This window comes from Burkholderia sp. PAMC 28687 (assembly GCF_001577465.1).
In the GTDB taxonomy this organism is placed as follows: Bacteria; Pseudomonadota; Gammaproteobacteria; order Burkholderiales; family Burkholderiaceae; genus Caballeronia.
Window position 1 is genome coordinate 2,183,549 of record NZ_CP014505.1, and the last position, 15,330, is coordinate 2,198,878.

The window sequence follows — 15,330 nt, forward strand, 5'->3', positions numbered from 1 at the left end:
CGTCAGACCCGCGCGCAATCGAACGTCTTTTGTGAAGACGGGCGCGCGCGAATCCGCACAGGAAAACAGCCGTTATAGATCTTCCGATCCGAGCAGCATTTCCGTGATGCCCTTGCCTGCCTGGACCATCGGAAAGACGTTTTCGGTGGGATCTGTCTGGAAGTCGAGAAATACCGTGCGATCCTTCAGGCGCAATGCTTCTTTCAACGCCGGTTCGACATCGCGCGTATGTTCGATGCGCATGCCTACATGGCCGTACGCTTCGGCGAGCTTCACGAAATCAGGCAGCGCGTCCATGTACGAACTGGAATAACGCTTCTTGTATTCGATCTGCTGCCACTGGCGAACCATGCCGAGATAGCGGTTGTTCAGCGAGATGATCTTGATCGGCGTGTTGTACTGCTTGCACGTCGACAATTCCTGGATGCACATCTGGATCGAGCCTTCGCCCGTGATGCACAGCACTTCGTCGTCCGGATGTGCCATCTTCACGCCCATGGCAGCCGGCAAACCGAAGCCCATGGTGCCGAGCCCGCCCGAGTTGATCCAGCGGCGCGGCTCGTTGAACCGGTAGAACTGCGCGGCCCACATCTGGTGCTGGCCCACGTCCGAACAGACGTACGCTTCGCCGCCGGTGAGCTCCCAGGCTTTTTCGACCACATATTGCGGCTTGATGATCTCGCTCTTGCGGTCGAACTTGAGGCAGTCCTTCGAACGCCATGCTTCGATGTCCTTCCACCAGTCGGCAAGCGCCGCGGTATCGGGGCCATGGTCGGCCGTCTGCAATTGCTCGATCAGTTCCTTCAGCACTTCCTTCACGTCGCCGACGATAGGGATATCGACCTTCACGCGCTTGGAAATGGACGACGGATCGATGTCGATGTGAATGATCTTCTTCGCGTGCGACGCAAAATGCTCCGGATCGCCGATCACGCGGTCGTCGAACCGCGCGCCGATCGCGATCAGCACGTCGCAATGCTGCATGGCCATGTTGGCTTCGTAAGTGCCATGCATGCCGAGCATGCCGAGGAACTGCTTCTTGTCCGCACGATATCCGCCGAGACCCATCAGCGTGTTCGTGACCGGATAGCCGAGCAGATCGGCGAACTGGTTCAGCTCGCGCGCCGCATTCGCCAGGATGATGCCGCCGCCGGTATAGATATACGGACGCTTGGCCGACAGTAAAAGCTGCACGGCCTTGCGGATCTGGCCCGAATGGCCTTTGGTGACCGGATTGTACGAACGCAGCGAGACGGATTTGACCGGCTCGTATTTGCACGGCGTCTTCGAAACGTCTTTCGGAATGTCGATCAGCACCGGGCCGGGACGGCCTGTGCGCGCGATATAAAACGCTTTCTTGATGGTGGAGGCCAGTTCACGCACGTCCTTCACGAGGAAGTTGTGCTTCACGCACGGGCGTGTGATGCCGACCGTGTCGCACTCCTGGAACGCATCCTGGCCAATCGCCGCAGTCGGAACCTGACCGCTGATGACGACGAGCGGAATGGAGTCCATGTAAGCCGTGGCGATACCGGTCACCGCGTTGGTGACGCCGGGGCCCGAGGTCACGAGGCACACGCCGACGTTGCCGGTGGAACGCGCATAGGCGTCGGCGGCATGAACCGCGGCCTGTTCGTGGCGCACGAGGATATGCTGGATCTGGTCCTGCTTGTACAACTCGTCGTAGATATAGAGTACCGAGCCGCCGGGATAGCCCCAAATGAACTCGACGTTCTCGTCAGCCAGCGCGCGCATGAGCACGGTGCCGCCAATGGATTGCGCTTCGAGTGGGGGAGTCGTATCCGACGTGGAGAATTCCGCGCTGGGCATATTCATACATTCACCTTTCGAATTTTCGGCAAAAAATTGATTGGGTGCTCTCTGCCGGGCTTATGGCTCGGGTTCAAGCGGCGCGTCTAAATGGGAAGCGGGCTTCTTGGGCTCGCCTCAAAGAGACAGTTCACTGATGATGCGAGTCGGAAACGATAGCCCGAGGCAATAAAGACAGTCAAGCAAAAACTTCTTGGACCCCAACCGGAATACGCTGAAAAGGGGTGGAAAACGGCTCGGAACTCTCCGAAATGATGCGGAAAAGTCTGCTTATTGGGCCGCCGTCTGAGGCATTTCCTCGCTGTTCACCCAAAAGTTTGTTAGCATCCGCAGGTTTTTAACCTCTCACCAACCCTTATCGACGCACACTCGTTGCGCCGGGCCTCACGGATGGCATCAGACAAGGAACTCGCCGATTTTCTGGCGGGCGTCGAAAGACGCGCGTTCAAGCAGACGGTGTACACCGTACGTGACGACGACGCGGCGCTCGACATCGTTCAGGATGCGATGATCAAGCTCGCCGAAAAATACGGCGACCGCCCTCCGGCTGAATTGCCGCTTTTGTTTCAGCGTATCCTGCAAAATGCAACGCACGACTATTTCCGGCGCCAAAAGGTCAGGAATACGTGGGTGAGCCTGTTTTCGTCGTTCGGGAACGCAGACGACGACGAATTCGACCCCCTCGAAACCTTCGAATCGCAGGATGGCACGGTCGGTGCGGAGAGCAGCGAAAGCCGGCTCGAGCGCGAACAGGTGCTCAATCTGATCGACGCGGAAATCCAGAAATTGCCAGCACGTCAACGGGAAGCGTTTCTCATGCGTTACTGGGAGGATATGGATGTCGCCGAAACCGCCGCTGCAATGGGCTGCTCTGAGGGCAGCGTAAAAACGCATTGCTCGCGGGCCACGCATGCGCTGGCACACGCGCTGAAGGCGAAAGGAATCACGCTATGAGCAACGCTCTCGATCAGAAAGAAGCCGAATTCGCGCTGAAGGTACGCCGCGCGCTCGACGAAAGTATTACAACGCTACCTGCCGCGTCGCTCGACAAGCTCGCGGCGGCCCGGCGGACGGCGCTCGCCCGCAAGAAGCCGGAAAAAGTCGCAGTGCCTGTTTTTGCCCCGGCGCTCGCAGGCGCGGGCATGGCGCCAAGCCTCGGCGGCCCGGTTCCCGGTCCGTCAGGCAAACGCGGCCGCTTTTCGCGGTTGGCGCTTGCGTGGCCGTTGCTGGCGCTTGCGATCGGACTGGCGGGCATTGCTTATTGGGAAGATCAGCAGCGTACCGCCGAACTCGCCGATATCGACGCGGCCATGCTGAGCGACAACCTTCCGCTCGACGCCTATCTCGACCACGGTTTCAACGCGTACCTGACGCGTAATCATTAAGTCTGCAGGAGTTATCGGGTGAGTTACAAGCGCGGCCTCGCGATTGTCTTTGGATGCGCAATTGCGGGACTCGTCGCGTTTGCCGCCACCTATCCGCGATTCTACTCGGCCGCTTCCGCGGTTACCGTTGCTGCCGCGCCTTCTGGCGCGAGCGCGGCGGACGTGTTGTCCCCGCTTTCATCGCTCTCCCCCGACAGCCCTCTCGCCTGGAATCGGCTCACTGAAACCCAGCGAACCGCACTCGCGCCCTTTGCGAAACAATGGGATCAGTTCAGTGAAGAACGCAAGCTGAAATGGATGAAGATCGCGTCGCGGTATCCCAAGCTCTCGCCCGAAGGGCAAAAGCGCTTGCATGAGCGGATGGCCGAATGGGTCCGGATGACGCCGGACCAGCGCAAGGTCGCGCGGGAAAATTACCAGGTCTCCAAGTCCGTGCCGGTTGAAAAACGCGAACGCGCCTGGGATGCGTATCAGAAGCTTCCCGAAGAGCAAAAGAAGAAATTGGCGGCAACCGAGAAACCGCGCCGGCCGACCGTCGTCAGCGCGCCGCCCTCCGGAAAAACCGAAGTCAAGGACATCAACCGGCTGATTACCGGCCGGGACCACGGGCATGCGTCCGACGCAATGGGAGCAGACATCAGCACGCCTGCGTCTGTAGCGCCCGCCATTCCGAGTGCGGCCAGTTTTGTTCCCGCCACGCCGATTCCGGTTTCGCCTCAGCAGGCGCCATCGATCTTCAACGGTTCCTGAGCCATGGTGAGTGCTTCGTTCGAGTCACTCGCCGCAGCCCCATTGGTCGCGCCCAAGTTGCGCCGCCGCCTCGCCACCATGGTCTACGAGGGCGTGATCCTCTTTGGGATCGTGTTTATCGCCGGATATCTGTTCAGCACGCTCACGCAGCAACGCAACGGACTCACCCATCACAACCTTTTGATGACGTGGATCGGGATCGTGCTCGCGATTTATTTCGTCTACTTCTGGACCCATGGCGGCCAGACGCTGCCCATGAAGACGTGGCGCCTTAAAGTGGTCGATGCCCGCGGCGCCAAGGTCTCGACGGCGCGCGCCGTGTTGCGGTTCGTTTTAGCCTGGTTATGGTTCTTGCCGCCGCTTGCGCTGCATCCGTTGCTCGGCTTGAGTGTGCCCGTCACGCTGTGTATGTGCGCCGGGTGGATCGTGCTATGGGCAGCGGCCGTCTGGCTTGATCCGTCGAGACAGTTCCTGCACGACCGGATGGCAGGCACGCGCGTGGTGGCTGTGTCGCCGACGGTCCCTGCTTGATCGATGGCCCGGCGCCTTCGTCCTTACTCCAAATCAACTCAGCCAGTCCGGATCATTGTTCAACGCCATATGCAGGTTGTCGTTGAAGTGATGCACACGAAAACCTTCCTGCGCGAATAACGTGTCCAGCGCGCGTCGCGTGTAAATGGTGATGTGGCCATTACGCGGCGCAATGTACCAGTGGTCCATACCGCGTGGCGGCACGTGATCGATGGTCAATGTCGAGAACAGCAGCACGCCACGCGGACCTAGCAGCCCCAAGGCTTCCCGGACGGTCGCGACCGGCTCCGGTGTGTGTTCGAGCACTTCAAAAGCGCTGACGAAGTCGAAGGAATCGGAGGGCGGCGGCGCATCGGCCGCGTCCATCGGGTCCCAGCTATGGGCGTCCAATCCATCTTTTCGTAACAGTCCCGCCAGCTTTCCATTCCCGCCGCCGTAATCCAGGCACTTCAGGTCTTTGCCCTTCTTGACGAAATCAAGAATGAAGGCGGCATTACTGGCCGGCCGTGCATCGACATAATCAGGGTCGATCAGCACGTATTCGTCGTTATAGATGTGCTGCACGTATTCGGCCTTGCTCCAGTCGTCGAACGCTCGTGTGAAGACAAGACCGCATTCATTGCATCGGTGGTAATAGATCGGCACGCCCGTGAGCGGCAGATAGTGGCCGCGCGCTTCTTCACAACTCTTTTGAAAATCGGTGACACCGTAAAGAGGCGCCTGCGCGTTGCAGATCTTGCAAGTCGATACGCATTCGACGGGACGTACCGTTACGTTAAGCATTAGTTAGGATTCCGCTGGAAACCAGCGAGTATAAAGTCGAATGTCGCTCCATTAGGCGACCGTATGCGCAGTTTTTACAGATCCTGCAATAGATGCAACAACTGTGTGTCGGACACCCGATCAAAAAGAAGTTTTTGTGACTGTCATGGCACCGTCACGCTGGCATGGCGCAATGGGCTCACTGCAACCCGTTGCGCGTGCCCATGGCCACCAAATCGTCTGCGAGTAACCTCAGTGATCTGTTAGGCGTTACCCTCCGCGATGCAGAAGCCATTGCGTTTCGCACCGGCGCCGCGCCATCTGCACCACCCGAAACGACCGGCGCGAACCTCGCGCCACAAGGCACTTCACGTCTCGACGATGCCCCCGCCGACCATCGGTACCGCACCATCTGGCTCTCCGATATCCACCTCGGCTCCGGCGGCTGCCAGGCGAACTACCTGCTCGACTTTCTTCGCTACAACGACTCGGAATACCTGTATCTGGTCGGCGACATCATCGACGGATGGCAGCTTCGCAAAGGCTGGTTCTGGCCGCAGGCGCACAACGACGTGATCCAAAAGATCCTGCGCAAAGCCCGCAAAGGCACGCAGGTGGTCTACATCCCCGGCAATCACGACGAAGCCGCGCGCCAGTTCTGCGACCTTGCATTCGGCGATATTCACGTGCGCCAGGAAGCTTTCCACACCACGCTTGCCGGCAAGCGCTTGTGGATCGTTCACGGCGATCTCTTCGATGGCGTCATCCAGCACGCCAAGTGGCTCGCCTACCTGGGCGACACGCTCTACACGCTCATCCTCTTGCTCAACCGCTGGTTCAATCGCGTGCGCAGCCGTTTCGGTTTCAACTACTGGTCCCTCTCGCAGTACCTCAAGCATCAGGTCAAGAACGCGGTCAATTTCATCTCGAAGTTCGAATCCGTGATGACCGATGAAGCACGCCGGCGCGGTTGCGATGGCGTGGTCTGCGGGCACATCCACAAAGCGGAGATTCGCGATATAGACGGCGTTCTTTATTGCAACGACGGCGACTGGGTCGAGAGTCTGTCGGCGCTCGTCGAGACGTTCGAAGGCGAACTGAAGATCGTTTATTGGACCGTATTGCGCGCACCAGAACACCACGCACAAAAGGCCGGGGCAACCGCCTGAGCATTTCACTTAACCGAGAGGCCATCGAATGAAAATCATGATCGTGACCGATGCTTGGGAACCTCAAGTCAACGGCGTCGTGCGGACGCTCAAAAGCACGAGCCGCGAACTGACGGCTTTGGGGCACCGCGTGGAACTGCTGACGCCGCTCGAGTTCAAGACCATACCGTGCCCGACGTATCCCGAGATCCGGCTGTCCTTGCTGCCGCGCCGCCGGGTGGCGCAGCGCATCGAAGAATTTGCTCCCGATGCGCTGCATATCGCAACGGAAGGTCCGCTCGGCATGGCGGCGCGCGCCTTTGCAATACGCAACAAGCTGCCCTTCACGACCGCGTATCACACGCGCTTTCCTGAGTATGTACAGGCGCGTTTCGGCATTCCGCTTGGAGTAACGTACAAGTTCCTGCACTGGTTTCACAAGCCGTCGCAAGCGGTGATGGCGCCGACGCCCGTGGTGAAAACCGACCTCGAGAAGTTCGGTTTCACGAACGTCGTGCTGTGGACACGGGGCGTGGATCTGGATATCTTCCAGCCGATGGACTCGAAGGTTCTCAACACCACGCGCCCGATCTTCTTGTACGTGGGACGCGTGGCGGTCGAGAAGAACGTCGAGGCATTTCTGAAGCTCGACTTGCCCGGTTCGAAATGGGTGGCGGGCGAAGGTCCTGCGCTCGCCGAGCTAAAATCGCGCTATACCAACGTGAACTATCTCGGCGTGTTGTCGCAGGCTGAACTCGCGAAGGTGTATGCAGCGGCAGACGTCTTTGTCTTCCCGAGCCGCACGGACACCTTCGGGCTGGTGCTGCTCGAAGCCATGGCATGCGGCACGCCGGTGGCGGCGTATCCGGTGACGGGTCCTATCGATGTATTGGGAACAGATGGACCCGGCGCACTCGATGAAGACCTGCAGGAAGCCTGCCTGCGAGCGCTTAAAATAGAACGTGCCGATGCGCGCGCGTGGGTGGAAAAGTTTTCGTGGCGCGCGGCATCGGAGCAATTTGCTTCGCATCTGAAACCGCTCGGCACACGCGGCGCGACGCAGGAACAGGCCGCCGCGTAGAGAGGTAACGCGCAACGCCGACGCAACATCAACGCATCACCACCGAAGCCGCAATGTGAAATCCAAACCTTCAGTGCAAGCGGACTCATTGCTCTATGCTCATCGCGAACCCTTCGACCAGGAAGAGGACGCCGGCGAACCATTGAGCCCCGACGACATGCTTGCCCCGCTGCCCTTCAACCCCTACAAGGGCAATCGCGGCCTGACACGCGCCTGGCACGCGATGAAAAACTCGCTGAACGGCTTTCGTGTGGCGATCCGCGAGGAAAGCGCGTTCCGCCAGGAACTGACGCTCGCGGCCATTCTCTTGCCATGCGGGATTTTCGTGCCGGTCACGCCGGTGGAACGCGCGGTGTTGATGGCATCGGTGCTGCTGGTGTTGATGGTGGAGCTGCTCAATTCGAGCGTGGAAGCGGCCATCGACCGAATTTCGCTGGAACGCCACGAACTGTCCAAACGCGCGAAAGACTTTGGCAGCGCGGCGGTGATGGTTGCATTGCTCGTGTGCCTGCTGACCTGGGGGCTGATAGTCGGCCCGCTTCTGTGGCAATGGACCCTCGCATTGTTTTAAGCCCGCGCCCGACTCCGACCCGTCCGGGAACCACCCGTTTATAATCGTCCGATATACAAGATAGCCTCCGGTTCCGGGGCTCGAAGCGCTGCCGTCCAGGCGACGCTCGGCCGGAGCCGGTCAACCAGGTCGGACGACATGGAAGCAAAACCTCCCCGCCGCACCCGTGAGCGCATTCTCGAACTGTCGCTGAAGCTCTTCAACGATATCGGGGAGCCGAACGTCACGACGACGACCATCGCGGAAGAGATGGAGATCAGCCCGGGCAATCTGTACTACCATTTCCGCAACAAAGACGACATCATCAACAGCATCTTCGCGCAGTTCGAGCAACTGATCGAAAAGCGGCTGCGATTTCCGGACGACCATCGTCCGACCATCGACGAAATGTGGTCTTACCTGCAGTACATGGCGGATTTCCTGTGGCAGTACCGTTTCCTGTACCGCGACCTGAACGACCTGCTCGCCCGCAACCGTACGCTCGAAACCCATTTCAAGCAGATCATCACGCACAAGGTCAACTTCGCGCAGCAGCTCTGTGACGCGCTTGTCACCGACGGCGAAATGGTCGCGACGCCCGCGGAAATCAAGGTGATCGCGACCAACATGGGGATCATCGCGACGTACTGGCTGTCGTATCAGTTCGTCATGAACCCGCGCAAATACAACGAGCAGGACACGATTCGCGCGGAACTGCATCAGGCAAGCCTGAATATCATCTCGGTGATGGCGCCATATCTACGCGGCCGGTCACGGCAGATTTTCGATGACCTCGTGTCGGGGAAAATGCCTGAGCGCGTCTTTGCCGACTACCGCGCGCCGAAGGAAGACGGCGCGCCCAAGGAACCCCTCTAATGAAAGCAGTTTGCGTATATTGCGGCTCCTCGAACGGAGCCCGCCCGATCTATGCCGAAGCCGCCAAGGCGTTCGGCCGCGCATTGGTTGAAGCGGATCTCGCGCTGGTCTACGGCGGCGGGAGCGTGGGACTGATGGGCACGATTGCCGACGAAGTGCTCGCGCACGGCGGCCGCGCGATCGGTGTGATTCCCGAATTGCTGATGAGTAAGGAAGTCGGCCACAAAGGGTTGACCGAATTGCACGTGGTGCCTGACATGCATCAGCGCAAGAAGAAAATGGCTGATCTGTCGGATGCGTTCGTATCGATGCCAGGTGGCGTCGGCACGTTCGAAGAGCTGTTCGAGGTTTATACGTGGGCGCAACTTCGATACCACGACAAGCCGGTCGCGCTCCTGAACATCGACAACTATTACGACCCGCTTCTTGCCATGTTGCGGCATACCGTAGAAGAAGGTTTCATGCGCGCACCGTTTCTCGACATGCTTCAGGTCGCGTCCGATCCGGTGAAGCTGATCGGCGCGCTCAAGGCTTATACGCCGCCGACGATCGATCGCTGGCCCGAGAAACGCGACGCTGTCTGAACGAGGACATTAATATGTCGAAGGTCGTTTTGATCACGGGCGGCAGCCGCGGTATCGGGCGTTCTGCCGCATTGTTGTGCGCCGCTCGCGGCTGGTCTGTCGGCGTGAATTACGCGACGAACCGCGCCGCGGCCGATGACACCGTCACCCGCGTGCAGGCCGCCGGCGGCCGCGCAATCGCCATAGAAGGCGACGTGAGCGTGGAAGCCGATGTCATCGCCATGTTCGATGCCACGGCGAAAGCCTTTGGCCCGATCGATGGCTTCGTGAACAACGCGGGGATCGTCGCGCCGGGCTCGGCGCTGGCCGACATGGACATGGCCCGCATGAAACGCGTTTTCGATACCAATGTGCTCGGCGCCTACCTTTGCGCGCGTGAAGCGGCGCGGCGGATGTCGACAAAGCGCGGTGGTACTGGCGGGTCCATCGTCAATATTTCGTCAGCGGCGGCGCGGCTCGGATCGCCTAACGAATACGTGGATTACGCGGGCTCGAAAGGCGCTGTCGATACGCTGACCATCGGCCTTGCAAAGGAGCTTGGTCCGGAAGGCGTGCGCGTGAACGCCGTGCGGCCGGGCCTGATCGATACCGAGATTCACGCGAGCGGCGGCAAACCCGATCGCGCGGCGCAACTGGGCGCGCTGGCCCCGCTCGGCCGTCCCGGCACCGCCGATGAAGTCGCGGAATCGATCGTGTGGCTGTTGTCGGATGCGTCGTCTTATGTCACGGGCGCGTTGCTGGATGTAGCCGGCGGACGGTAGGTCCTGGCGGCTTCAGAAGCCGCGATTCATCTTCAACCACTCAAGCTCCTCGGCCGTCGACTCTCGGCCGAGGATCGCATTTCGATGCGGAAAGCGTCCGAATTTCTCGATCACTTCAGCGTGAAGGATTGCGTACTTCAACCCTGATTCGATGTCCTTATCGCGGGTTTCATCGAAGAGGATTTGATGGAGGCGCACGGCTTCTCGCTGGCTTTCGAGGTTCTCGTCGTGCTCGAACGGCATGGCGACGAACATGCGGTGACAGGGTGTCGGCAAGCTGCGCTCTTTGCCTGTATCGACCAGTTCCCGGGCGAGTTTCAGCGCCATCATGTCGCCGGAAAACGCGCGCGGCGTTCCGCGAAAACAATTGCGCGTGAACTGATCGAGCATCACGATCAACGCCAATGCGCCGGGCGGCGTGGCCTGCCACGATGCAAGTTCTCCCCTCAACGCCGATTCAAGCATCTGGCCGAAACGCTCACGGAGTGAAGCATCGAAAGCGGGGCTTTTCTTGAACCACTGCCTGCGCGCATGGCCGAATTCGGGCGAATCCGGCGTGCCGAACCAGGCGTCCAGCACTGCCTGAGCGTCGGGATCAAGGGTACTCATGGGCGTTGCCTTTGCGCTCAGCCCGGACGATTGCGCATCCAGTCGGCGGTATCGAAGAAAGAGGTGAGCAGGCGCTCGCGCATGGGCTCGGTGAGGCCGATGTCCTCCATTGCCCATGCCATGCACCGCAACCACTGATCGCGTTCCGGCGATGCAATCGCAAAAGGCAGATGCCGTGCGCGCAAACGCGGATGGCCAAACTTGGCTATGTAGTAATCGGGGCCGCCCATCCAGCCGCACAGGAACCAGAAGAATTTATCGCGAGAATTGTCGAGCGTGGGCGGATGCAAACCGCGCAGCACGGCGAATTCCGGCTCCAGGTCCATCAGGTCGTAGAACCGGTCGACGAGCGCGCGGACACGCTCCTCGCCGCCAATCAGTTCGAATGCCGTCGGTTGCGGCGTTTCTTGAGTCGTTGCGTCGGAAGTTGCTTCGGTCATGCGTATCTTTTGAAAATATCTCAGGCATCGCGCAGCGATTGCAGCGCCGGACGCGACAGCACGCGGCGCAGGCTCAACCAGCCACCGAGCCCCGAACAGACCACGCCCGCAGCAATGCCGGCCGGCACGAGCCATGGATTGAAGTCGATGTGAAATTCGAACACGCGCGTCGCAAGCAAAAAGCCGATGCCTTGCGCGCCGAGCGCCGCCATCAGGCCGCTTAACGCACCCACCGCGATGAACTCCGCCGTCTGCACCGAGCGCACCTGCTTGTGCGAAGCGCCGAGCGCGCGCAGCAGCGCGGACTCGCGCATGCGTTCGTCGCGCGTACCGGCAAGCGCGGCGTACAACACGAGCACGCCTGCTGCCAGCGTGAAGATGAAAAGGAACTGCACGGCGCCAATGACCTGTTCCAGCACGCGCTGGATTTGCGCGAGGATCGGCGCGGTATCGATGGCGGTCACATTCGGATACTGCCCGACCAACCCGTCGATCAATCCCTGCTGCCCCGGCGGCAAATGGAAACTCGTGATGAACGTGGCGGGCAGGTCGCTGATGGACGGCGGCGGCATCAGAACGAAGAAGTTCACCTTGAACGAATTCCAGTCGACCTTGCGCAGACTCGTGACCGGCCCTTCCACCTGCATGCCGGCGACATCGAAACGCAGCGTGTCGCCGAGCTTCACGCCTATGGTCTTGGCGAGGCCCTGTTCTATCGATACTTGTGCCTTGCCGTCCGTGCCGTACCAATCGCCGCCAACCAGACGGTTATCGCTTGGCAGCTCCGTGGTGTACGACAAGTTGAATTCGCGGTCGACCAGCCGTTTTGCATCGGCTTTCTCGTAGTTGTCGGGGCTGACCGCTTTGCCGTTGACCGCGACGAGACGGCCTCGCACCATCGGCGACAGGGCGGCATCGGCCTGGCCATGCTGCTGAAGATAGCTCATGACGCCGGCGCGCTGGTCGGGCTGGATATCGATGAGAAACTGATTCGGCGCATCGGGCGGAGTGGATTGCCGCCATCCGGCGATCAAGTCGCTGCGTGTCATGGCAATCAGCAACAGGCACATCAAGCCGATACCCAACGCCGTAATCTGCAACGCGCTCGCGCCGCTGCGCCGTTCAAGCGATGCGAGCGCATACCGCCAACCCACTCCCGCGCCCACGCGCTCGCTACGCACGAAGCGCGCCGCCGCCCAGAGCGCCACACGCGCAACCAGGCCGAACACGAGCAAGCCGCCCGCAAAACCGCCCGCAACGATCCCGCCCAGCTTCCATTCGCCCGCCGCGACAACAAGCAATCCGGCGAAGAGCAGCACGCCAACGGCATACGCAATCCACGCGATCCGGCCTGCATCGCCGAGTTCGCGGCGAATCACGCGTACAGGCGGCACGCGTGTCAGCGGCAACAACGGCGGCACCGCGAAGCCGAGCAGCAGTACGAGTCCGGTCGCCACGCCCTGCACTGCCGGCCAGATGCTGGGCGATGGCAATTCGACATCGACGAGTGTTCCGAGCCAGCTGAGCAGCACCAGATGCCCACCGAAGCCGAGCACGACGCCAACCACGCTGCCCAGCACGCCCACCAGCAAGAACTCGCCTATGAACAACGATCGCAACGTCGCCTGGCTGACACCCAGGCAGCGCATCGCGGCGCAACCATCGAGATGACGGCGCGCGAACCGGTGCGACGCCATCGCGATCGCGACCGCTGCAAGCAGTGCGGTCAAAAGCGAAACCAGCGTAAGAAAGTGACTTGCCCGGTCGATCGTCTGGCGCACCTGCGGCTGGCCGTCCTGCAGCGACTCGAGCGCCACGCCGCGCAATTTGCTGCCTTCAGTCGCAGCGCCGTTCGCCCCGGCAACCGGTTTTCCATCGACCTTGTTGCGGGCAAATTCGGCGAATTGCTTGACCTGTGCGTCCGGCCCGGCCACCAACAGCCGATACGTCACGCGGCTGCCAAACGTAATGAGGCCGGTGGACGGGAGTTCATCGGCACGCATCATCAGGCGCGGCGAGAAGCTCACGAACGAAAAACCGCGATCGAGTTCGCGCGTAATGATCGCGGACACCTTGAACGCACGCGTGCCGACGCGAACCGTGCCGCCGACCGGGACTTTGAGTGCATCGAGCAAGGCAGGATCAGCCCATACGGTGCCGGGAGCGGGGATGGATGTGGCGAGGGCGTCGGGCTGACCGACCGCTGGCGCAATACGCAGCGCGCCACGCAGCGGATAACCGGGCGATACAGCCTTGAGCGCCGACAGTCGGGCGACAGGCGCGGAACCCGCACCGGCGACACCGGCGCTGATCATGCTGGGGAAAATTGCGGTGGTTGCGGTCTGGAGCTTGAGTTGCGCTGCTTCAGCGGCAAACGATGGATCGACGGGATGATCGGCGCGAACGACAAAGTCCGCTGCGATCATCTGGCGCGCATCGCGCTCGAGTCCCTGCCGCATCCGGTCGCCGAGGAAACCAACGCTCGCGAGCGCGGCAACCGCGAGCACGAGCGCAAGAATGAGCATGGTCAGCTCGCCGGCGCGCCAGTCGCGCGCCGTCATGCGTAGCGACTGCCGCGCAATTTGCCCGATACCCAGTCCACGCCGACTCAAATCCCGCCTCGATCCCTGCTTCGAATCCGAACCGCTGCTATCCACGCTGCTGGTGCTCAATCGTGCTTGCTCCTGAACGGTCCGCCAGAATTCACGCGTGCCGTGACGCTCGGGGCCGCCACCATGTGTTTGGCCATCCGGCCGAATCCGCCGCGCACGCCTCTCACGAGCCGCGGCAGCGCCCATCCGGCGCACAGCAGGAACGCGATGATCAATAGCAGACACAACAACGGCACGAATAGCGCGAGCGTGATGCCGAGCAGCGCGCCGAAGTCTTCAGTGGCGGAGGCAACCCAGTTCGATACCGGTTCCGGCGACAAATTGATGAGCGCGCGCGTTCCTGCCTTAGCCAGATGCGCCGCACCCGCGAGCGTCCCGCCGGCAAGCGCCGCGATGGTCAGAAGGGCCGGATCGGCGTGACCGAACGCGCCGACGGCAAGTACGGCGCCGGCAGGAATGCGGATAAAAGTATGAATGGCGTCCCAGAGGGAGTCGAATGCGGGGATTTTATCGGCGAAAAATTCGACGATGGTCAGCGCCGCTGCCACGCCGATCACCCACGGAGACGCCAGCACCGAGAGCGTTTCGGGCAGGTGGATCAGACCCAGCCGCTCGAACAGTCCCGCCACGAATACCGTCAGGTACAGTCGCAGCCCGCTGGCCCACGAGAGTCCCGCTGCCAGCGAAAGTGCTTCAAGCATCACCGCCTCCTTGCGCGCTGCTCACCCCGCGCCAGGCATCAGGATCGTCACGGCGTTCCTGAATCGAGTGTTTTACCCTTCGCCTGGATGAAGCATCGGGTGGGGATAATGGACAAAACATGAAGCATTCGGGCGCCTGGCACCGGTTACTCCGGACCCGCTGGCTGTCTGAACCCATTATAGCCACGGCTGGCCCGCCGATGCAGCGCGTCATATTTCCGATGTGTCGAGCACCCAAGTTCGCGATTCAACCCTTAAAGCCGAAGAACCGGTGAAGCGGAATGCACCACTGTTTAACGGCCGATTTATTGATTGTTTGAGCCGTTAATGCAGCAGAAACCGTTGCAAGAGCACTGCAATATCCGTTGCGATCAATGTCCCGAGGACAATTTCAACCCAATTTCAACCCAATAAGCCCGACCACGATCAACGCCGCGCTCGCGACCCGCGCCACGGTAAGCGCCTCGCCCATCATCACGATGCCGAAGATAAACGCGCCGACCGCGCCAATGCCCGTCCAGACTGCGTAGGCAGTCCCGAGCGGCAATTGACGCATGGCCATGGCGAGCAGCACGAAGCTGCCGGTCGCCGTCACGATGGTGAACACGGATGGCCACAGCCGCGTGAACCCCTCGGAAGTCTTGAGGCCCGCGGCCCACGCGACTTCGAGCAAACCGGCAATAAACAATAGAAACCAGGACATGGACATT

Annotated in this window: 17 protein-coding genes; 10 read left to right on the forward strand and 7 right to left on the reverse strand. The window is 60.8% G+C overall.

The window, feature by feature from the left end; all coding sequences use genetic code 11:
* Window positions 1–72: 72 nt before the first annotated feature.
* Window positions 73–1,836, reverse strand: a complete 1,764-nt coding sequence (locus AX768_RS10120) for an acetolactate synthase 3 catalytic subunit (protein ID WP_061999845.1) — start codon at window positions 1,834–1,836, stop codon at window positions 73–75.
* A gap of 384 nt (window positions 1,837–2,220) precedes the next feature.
* On the opposite strand from AX768_RS10120, the gene AX768_RS10125 reads away from it, so the two are divergent.
* The 4 genes from AX768_RS10125 to AX768_RS10140 are packed head-to-tail and all read left to right on the forward strand — an operon-like array spanning window position 2,221 to window position 4,496.
* Window positions 2,221–2,784, forward strand: a complete 564-nt coding sequence (locus tag AX768_RS10125; protein ID WP_056354030.1) for an RNA polymerase sigma factor — start codon at window positions 2,221–2,223, stop codon at window positions 2,782–2,784.
* A complete protein-coding gene (locus AX768_RS10130; protein WP_061999846.1) occupies window positions 2,781–3,215 on the forward strand; it encodes a DUF3619 family protein in 435 nt (144 codons plus the stop codon). Before AX768_RS10125 ends, AX768_RS10130 begins: the two co-directional genes overlap by 4 nt.
* 18 nt (window positions 3,216–3,233) lie before the next feature.
* Window positions 3,234–3,965 (forward strand): DUF3106 domain-containing protein, encoded by a 732-nt coding sequence (locus tag AX768_RS10135; protein WP_061999847.1) that lies wholly within the window; start codon window positions 3,234–3,236, stop codon window positions 3,963–3,965.
* Window positions 3,966–3,968: 3 nt separating this feature from the next.
* Window positions 3,969–4,496: an RDD family protein gene (locus tag AX768_RS10140; protein WP_061999848.1), complete on the forward strand. Its 528-nt coding sequence runs from the start codon at window positions 3,969–3,971 to the stop codon at window positions 4,494–4,496.
* A 33-nt stretch (window positions 4,497–4,529) separates the two neighbouring features.
* Here AX768_RS10140 and AX768_RS10145 read toward each other — a convergent pair whose 3' ends face one another.
* A complete protein-coding gene (locus AX768_RS10145; RefSeq protein WP_061999849.1) occupies window positions 4,530–5,279 on the reverse strand; it encodes a class I SAM-dependent methyltransferase in 750 nt (249 codons plus the stop codon).
* A gap of 203 nt (window positions 5,280–5,482) precedes the next feature.
* Between AX768_RS10145 and AX768_RS10150 the strand changes: the two genes are divergently transcribed.
* The 6 genes from AX768_RS10150 (at window position 5,483) to AX768_RS10175 (ending at window position 10,258) form a co-directional block, all read left to right on the forward strand.
* Window positions 5,483–6,427, forward strand: a complete 945-nt coding sequence (locus AX768_RS10150) for a UDP-2,3-diacylglucosamine diphosphatase (protein WP_062000915.1) — start codon at window positions 5,483–5,485, stop codon at window positions 6,425–6,427.
* 28 nt (window positions 6,428–6,455) lie between these two features.
* Window positions 6,456–7,487, forward strand: coding sequence for a glycosyltransferase family 4 protein (locus AX768_RS10155; protein ID WP_061999850.1), 1,032 nt, complete (start codon window positions 6,456–6,458; stop codon window positions 7,485–7,487).
* A 73-nt stretch (window positions 7,488–7,560) separates the two neighbouring features.
* The gene (locus AX768_RS10160; protein WP_442857256.1) at window positions 7,561–8,058 is read left to right on the forward strand and encodes a diacylglycerol kinase; all 498 of its coding nucleotides are present in this window, start codon (window positions 7,561–7,563) and stop codon (window positions 8,056–8,058) included.
* 138 nt (window positions 8,059–8,196) lie between these two features.
* The gene (locus AX768_RS10165; RefSeq protein ID WP_061999852.1) at window positions 8,197–8,913 is read left to right on the forward strand and encodes a TetR/AcrR family transcriptional regulator; all 717 of its coding nucleotides are present in this window, start codon (window positions 8,197–8,199) and stop codon (window positions 8,911–8,913) included.
* On the forward strand, window positions 8,913–9,497 hold the full coding sequence (locus AX768_RS10170) for a TIGR00730 family Rossman fold protein (protein ID WP_061999853.1): 585 nt from the start codon (window positions 8,913–8,915) through the stop codon (window positions 9,495–9,497). The genes AX768_RS10165 and AX768_RS10170 overlap by 1 nt, the downstream gene beginning before the upstream one ends.
* A gap of 14 nt (window positions 9,498–9,511) precedes the next feature.
* On the forward strand, window positions 9,512–10,258 hold the full coding sequence (locus AX768_RS10175; RefSeq protein ID WP_061999854.1) for an SDR family oxidoreductase: 747 nt from the start codon (window positions 9,512–9,514) through the stop codon (window positions 10,256–10,258).
* 12 nt (window positions 10,259–10,270) lie between these two features.
* Here the strand turns inward: AX768_RS10175 and AX768_RS10180 are convergent, their stop codons facing one another.
* The 5 genes from AX768_RS10180 to sugE form a co-directional block, all read right to left on the reverse strand.
* Entirely contained in the window at window positions 10,271–10,867 is a 597-nt protein-coding gene (locus AX768_RS10180; protein WP_061999855.1) for a DUF924 family protein, read from the reverse strand.
* Window positions 10,868–10,884: 17 nt separating this feature from the next.
* A complete protein-coding gene (locus AX768_RS10185; RefSeq protein ID WP_061999856.1) occupies window positions 10,885–11,307 on the reverse strand; it encodes a group II truncated hemoglobin in 423 nt (140 codons plus the stop codon).
* A 20-nt stretch (window positions 11,308–11,327) separates the two neighbouring features.
* Window positions 11,328–13,868 (reverse strand): ABC transporter permease, encoded by a 2,541-nt coding sequence (locus AX768_RS10190; protein ID WP_082778797.1) that lies wholly within the window; start codon window positions 13,866–13,868, stop codon window positions 11,328–11,330.
* Between the two features lie 107 nt (window positions 13,869–13,975).
* Entirely contained in the window at window positions 13,976–14,620 is a 645-nt protein-coding gene (locus tag AX768_RS10195; RefSeq protein WP_061999857.1) for a DUF4126 domain-containing protein, read from the reverse strand.
* A 391-nt stretch (window positions 14,621–15,011) separates the two neighbouring features.
* Complete coding sequence (gene sugE, locus AX768_RS10200; RefSeq protein WP_061999858.1) at window positions 15,012–15,323, reverse strand: quaternary ammonium compound efflux SMR transporter SugE; 312 nt, start codon at window positions 15,321–15,323, stop codon at window positions 15,012–15,014.
* Window positions 15,324–15,330 lie beyond the last annotated feature (7 nt).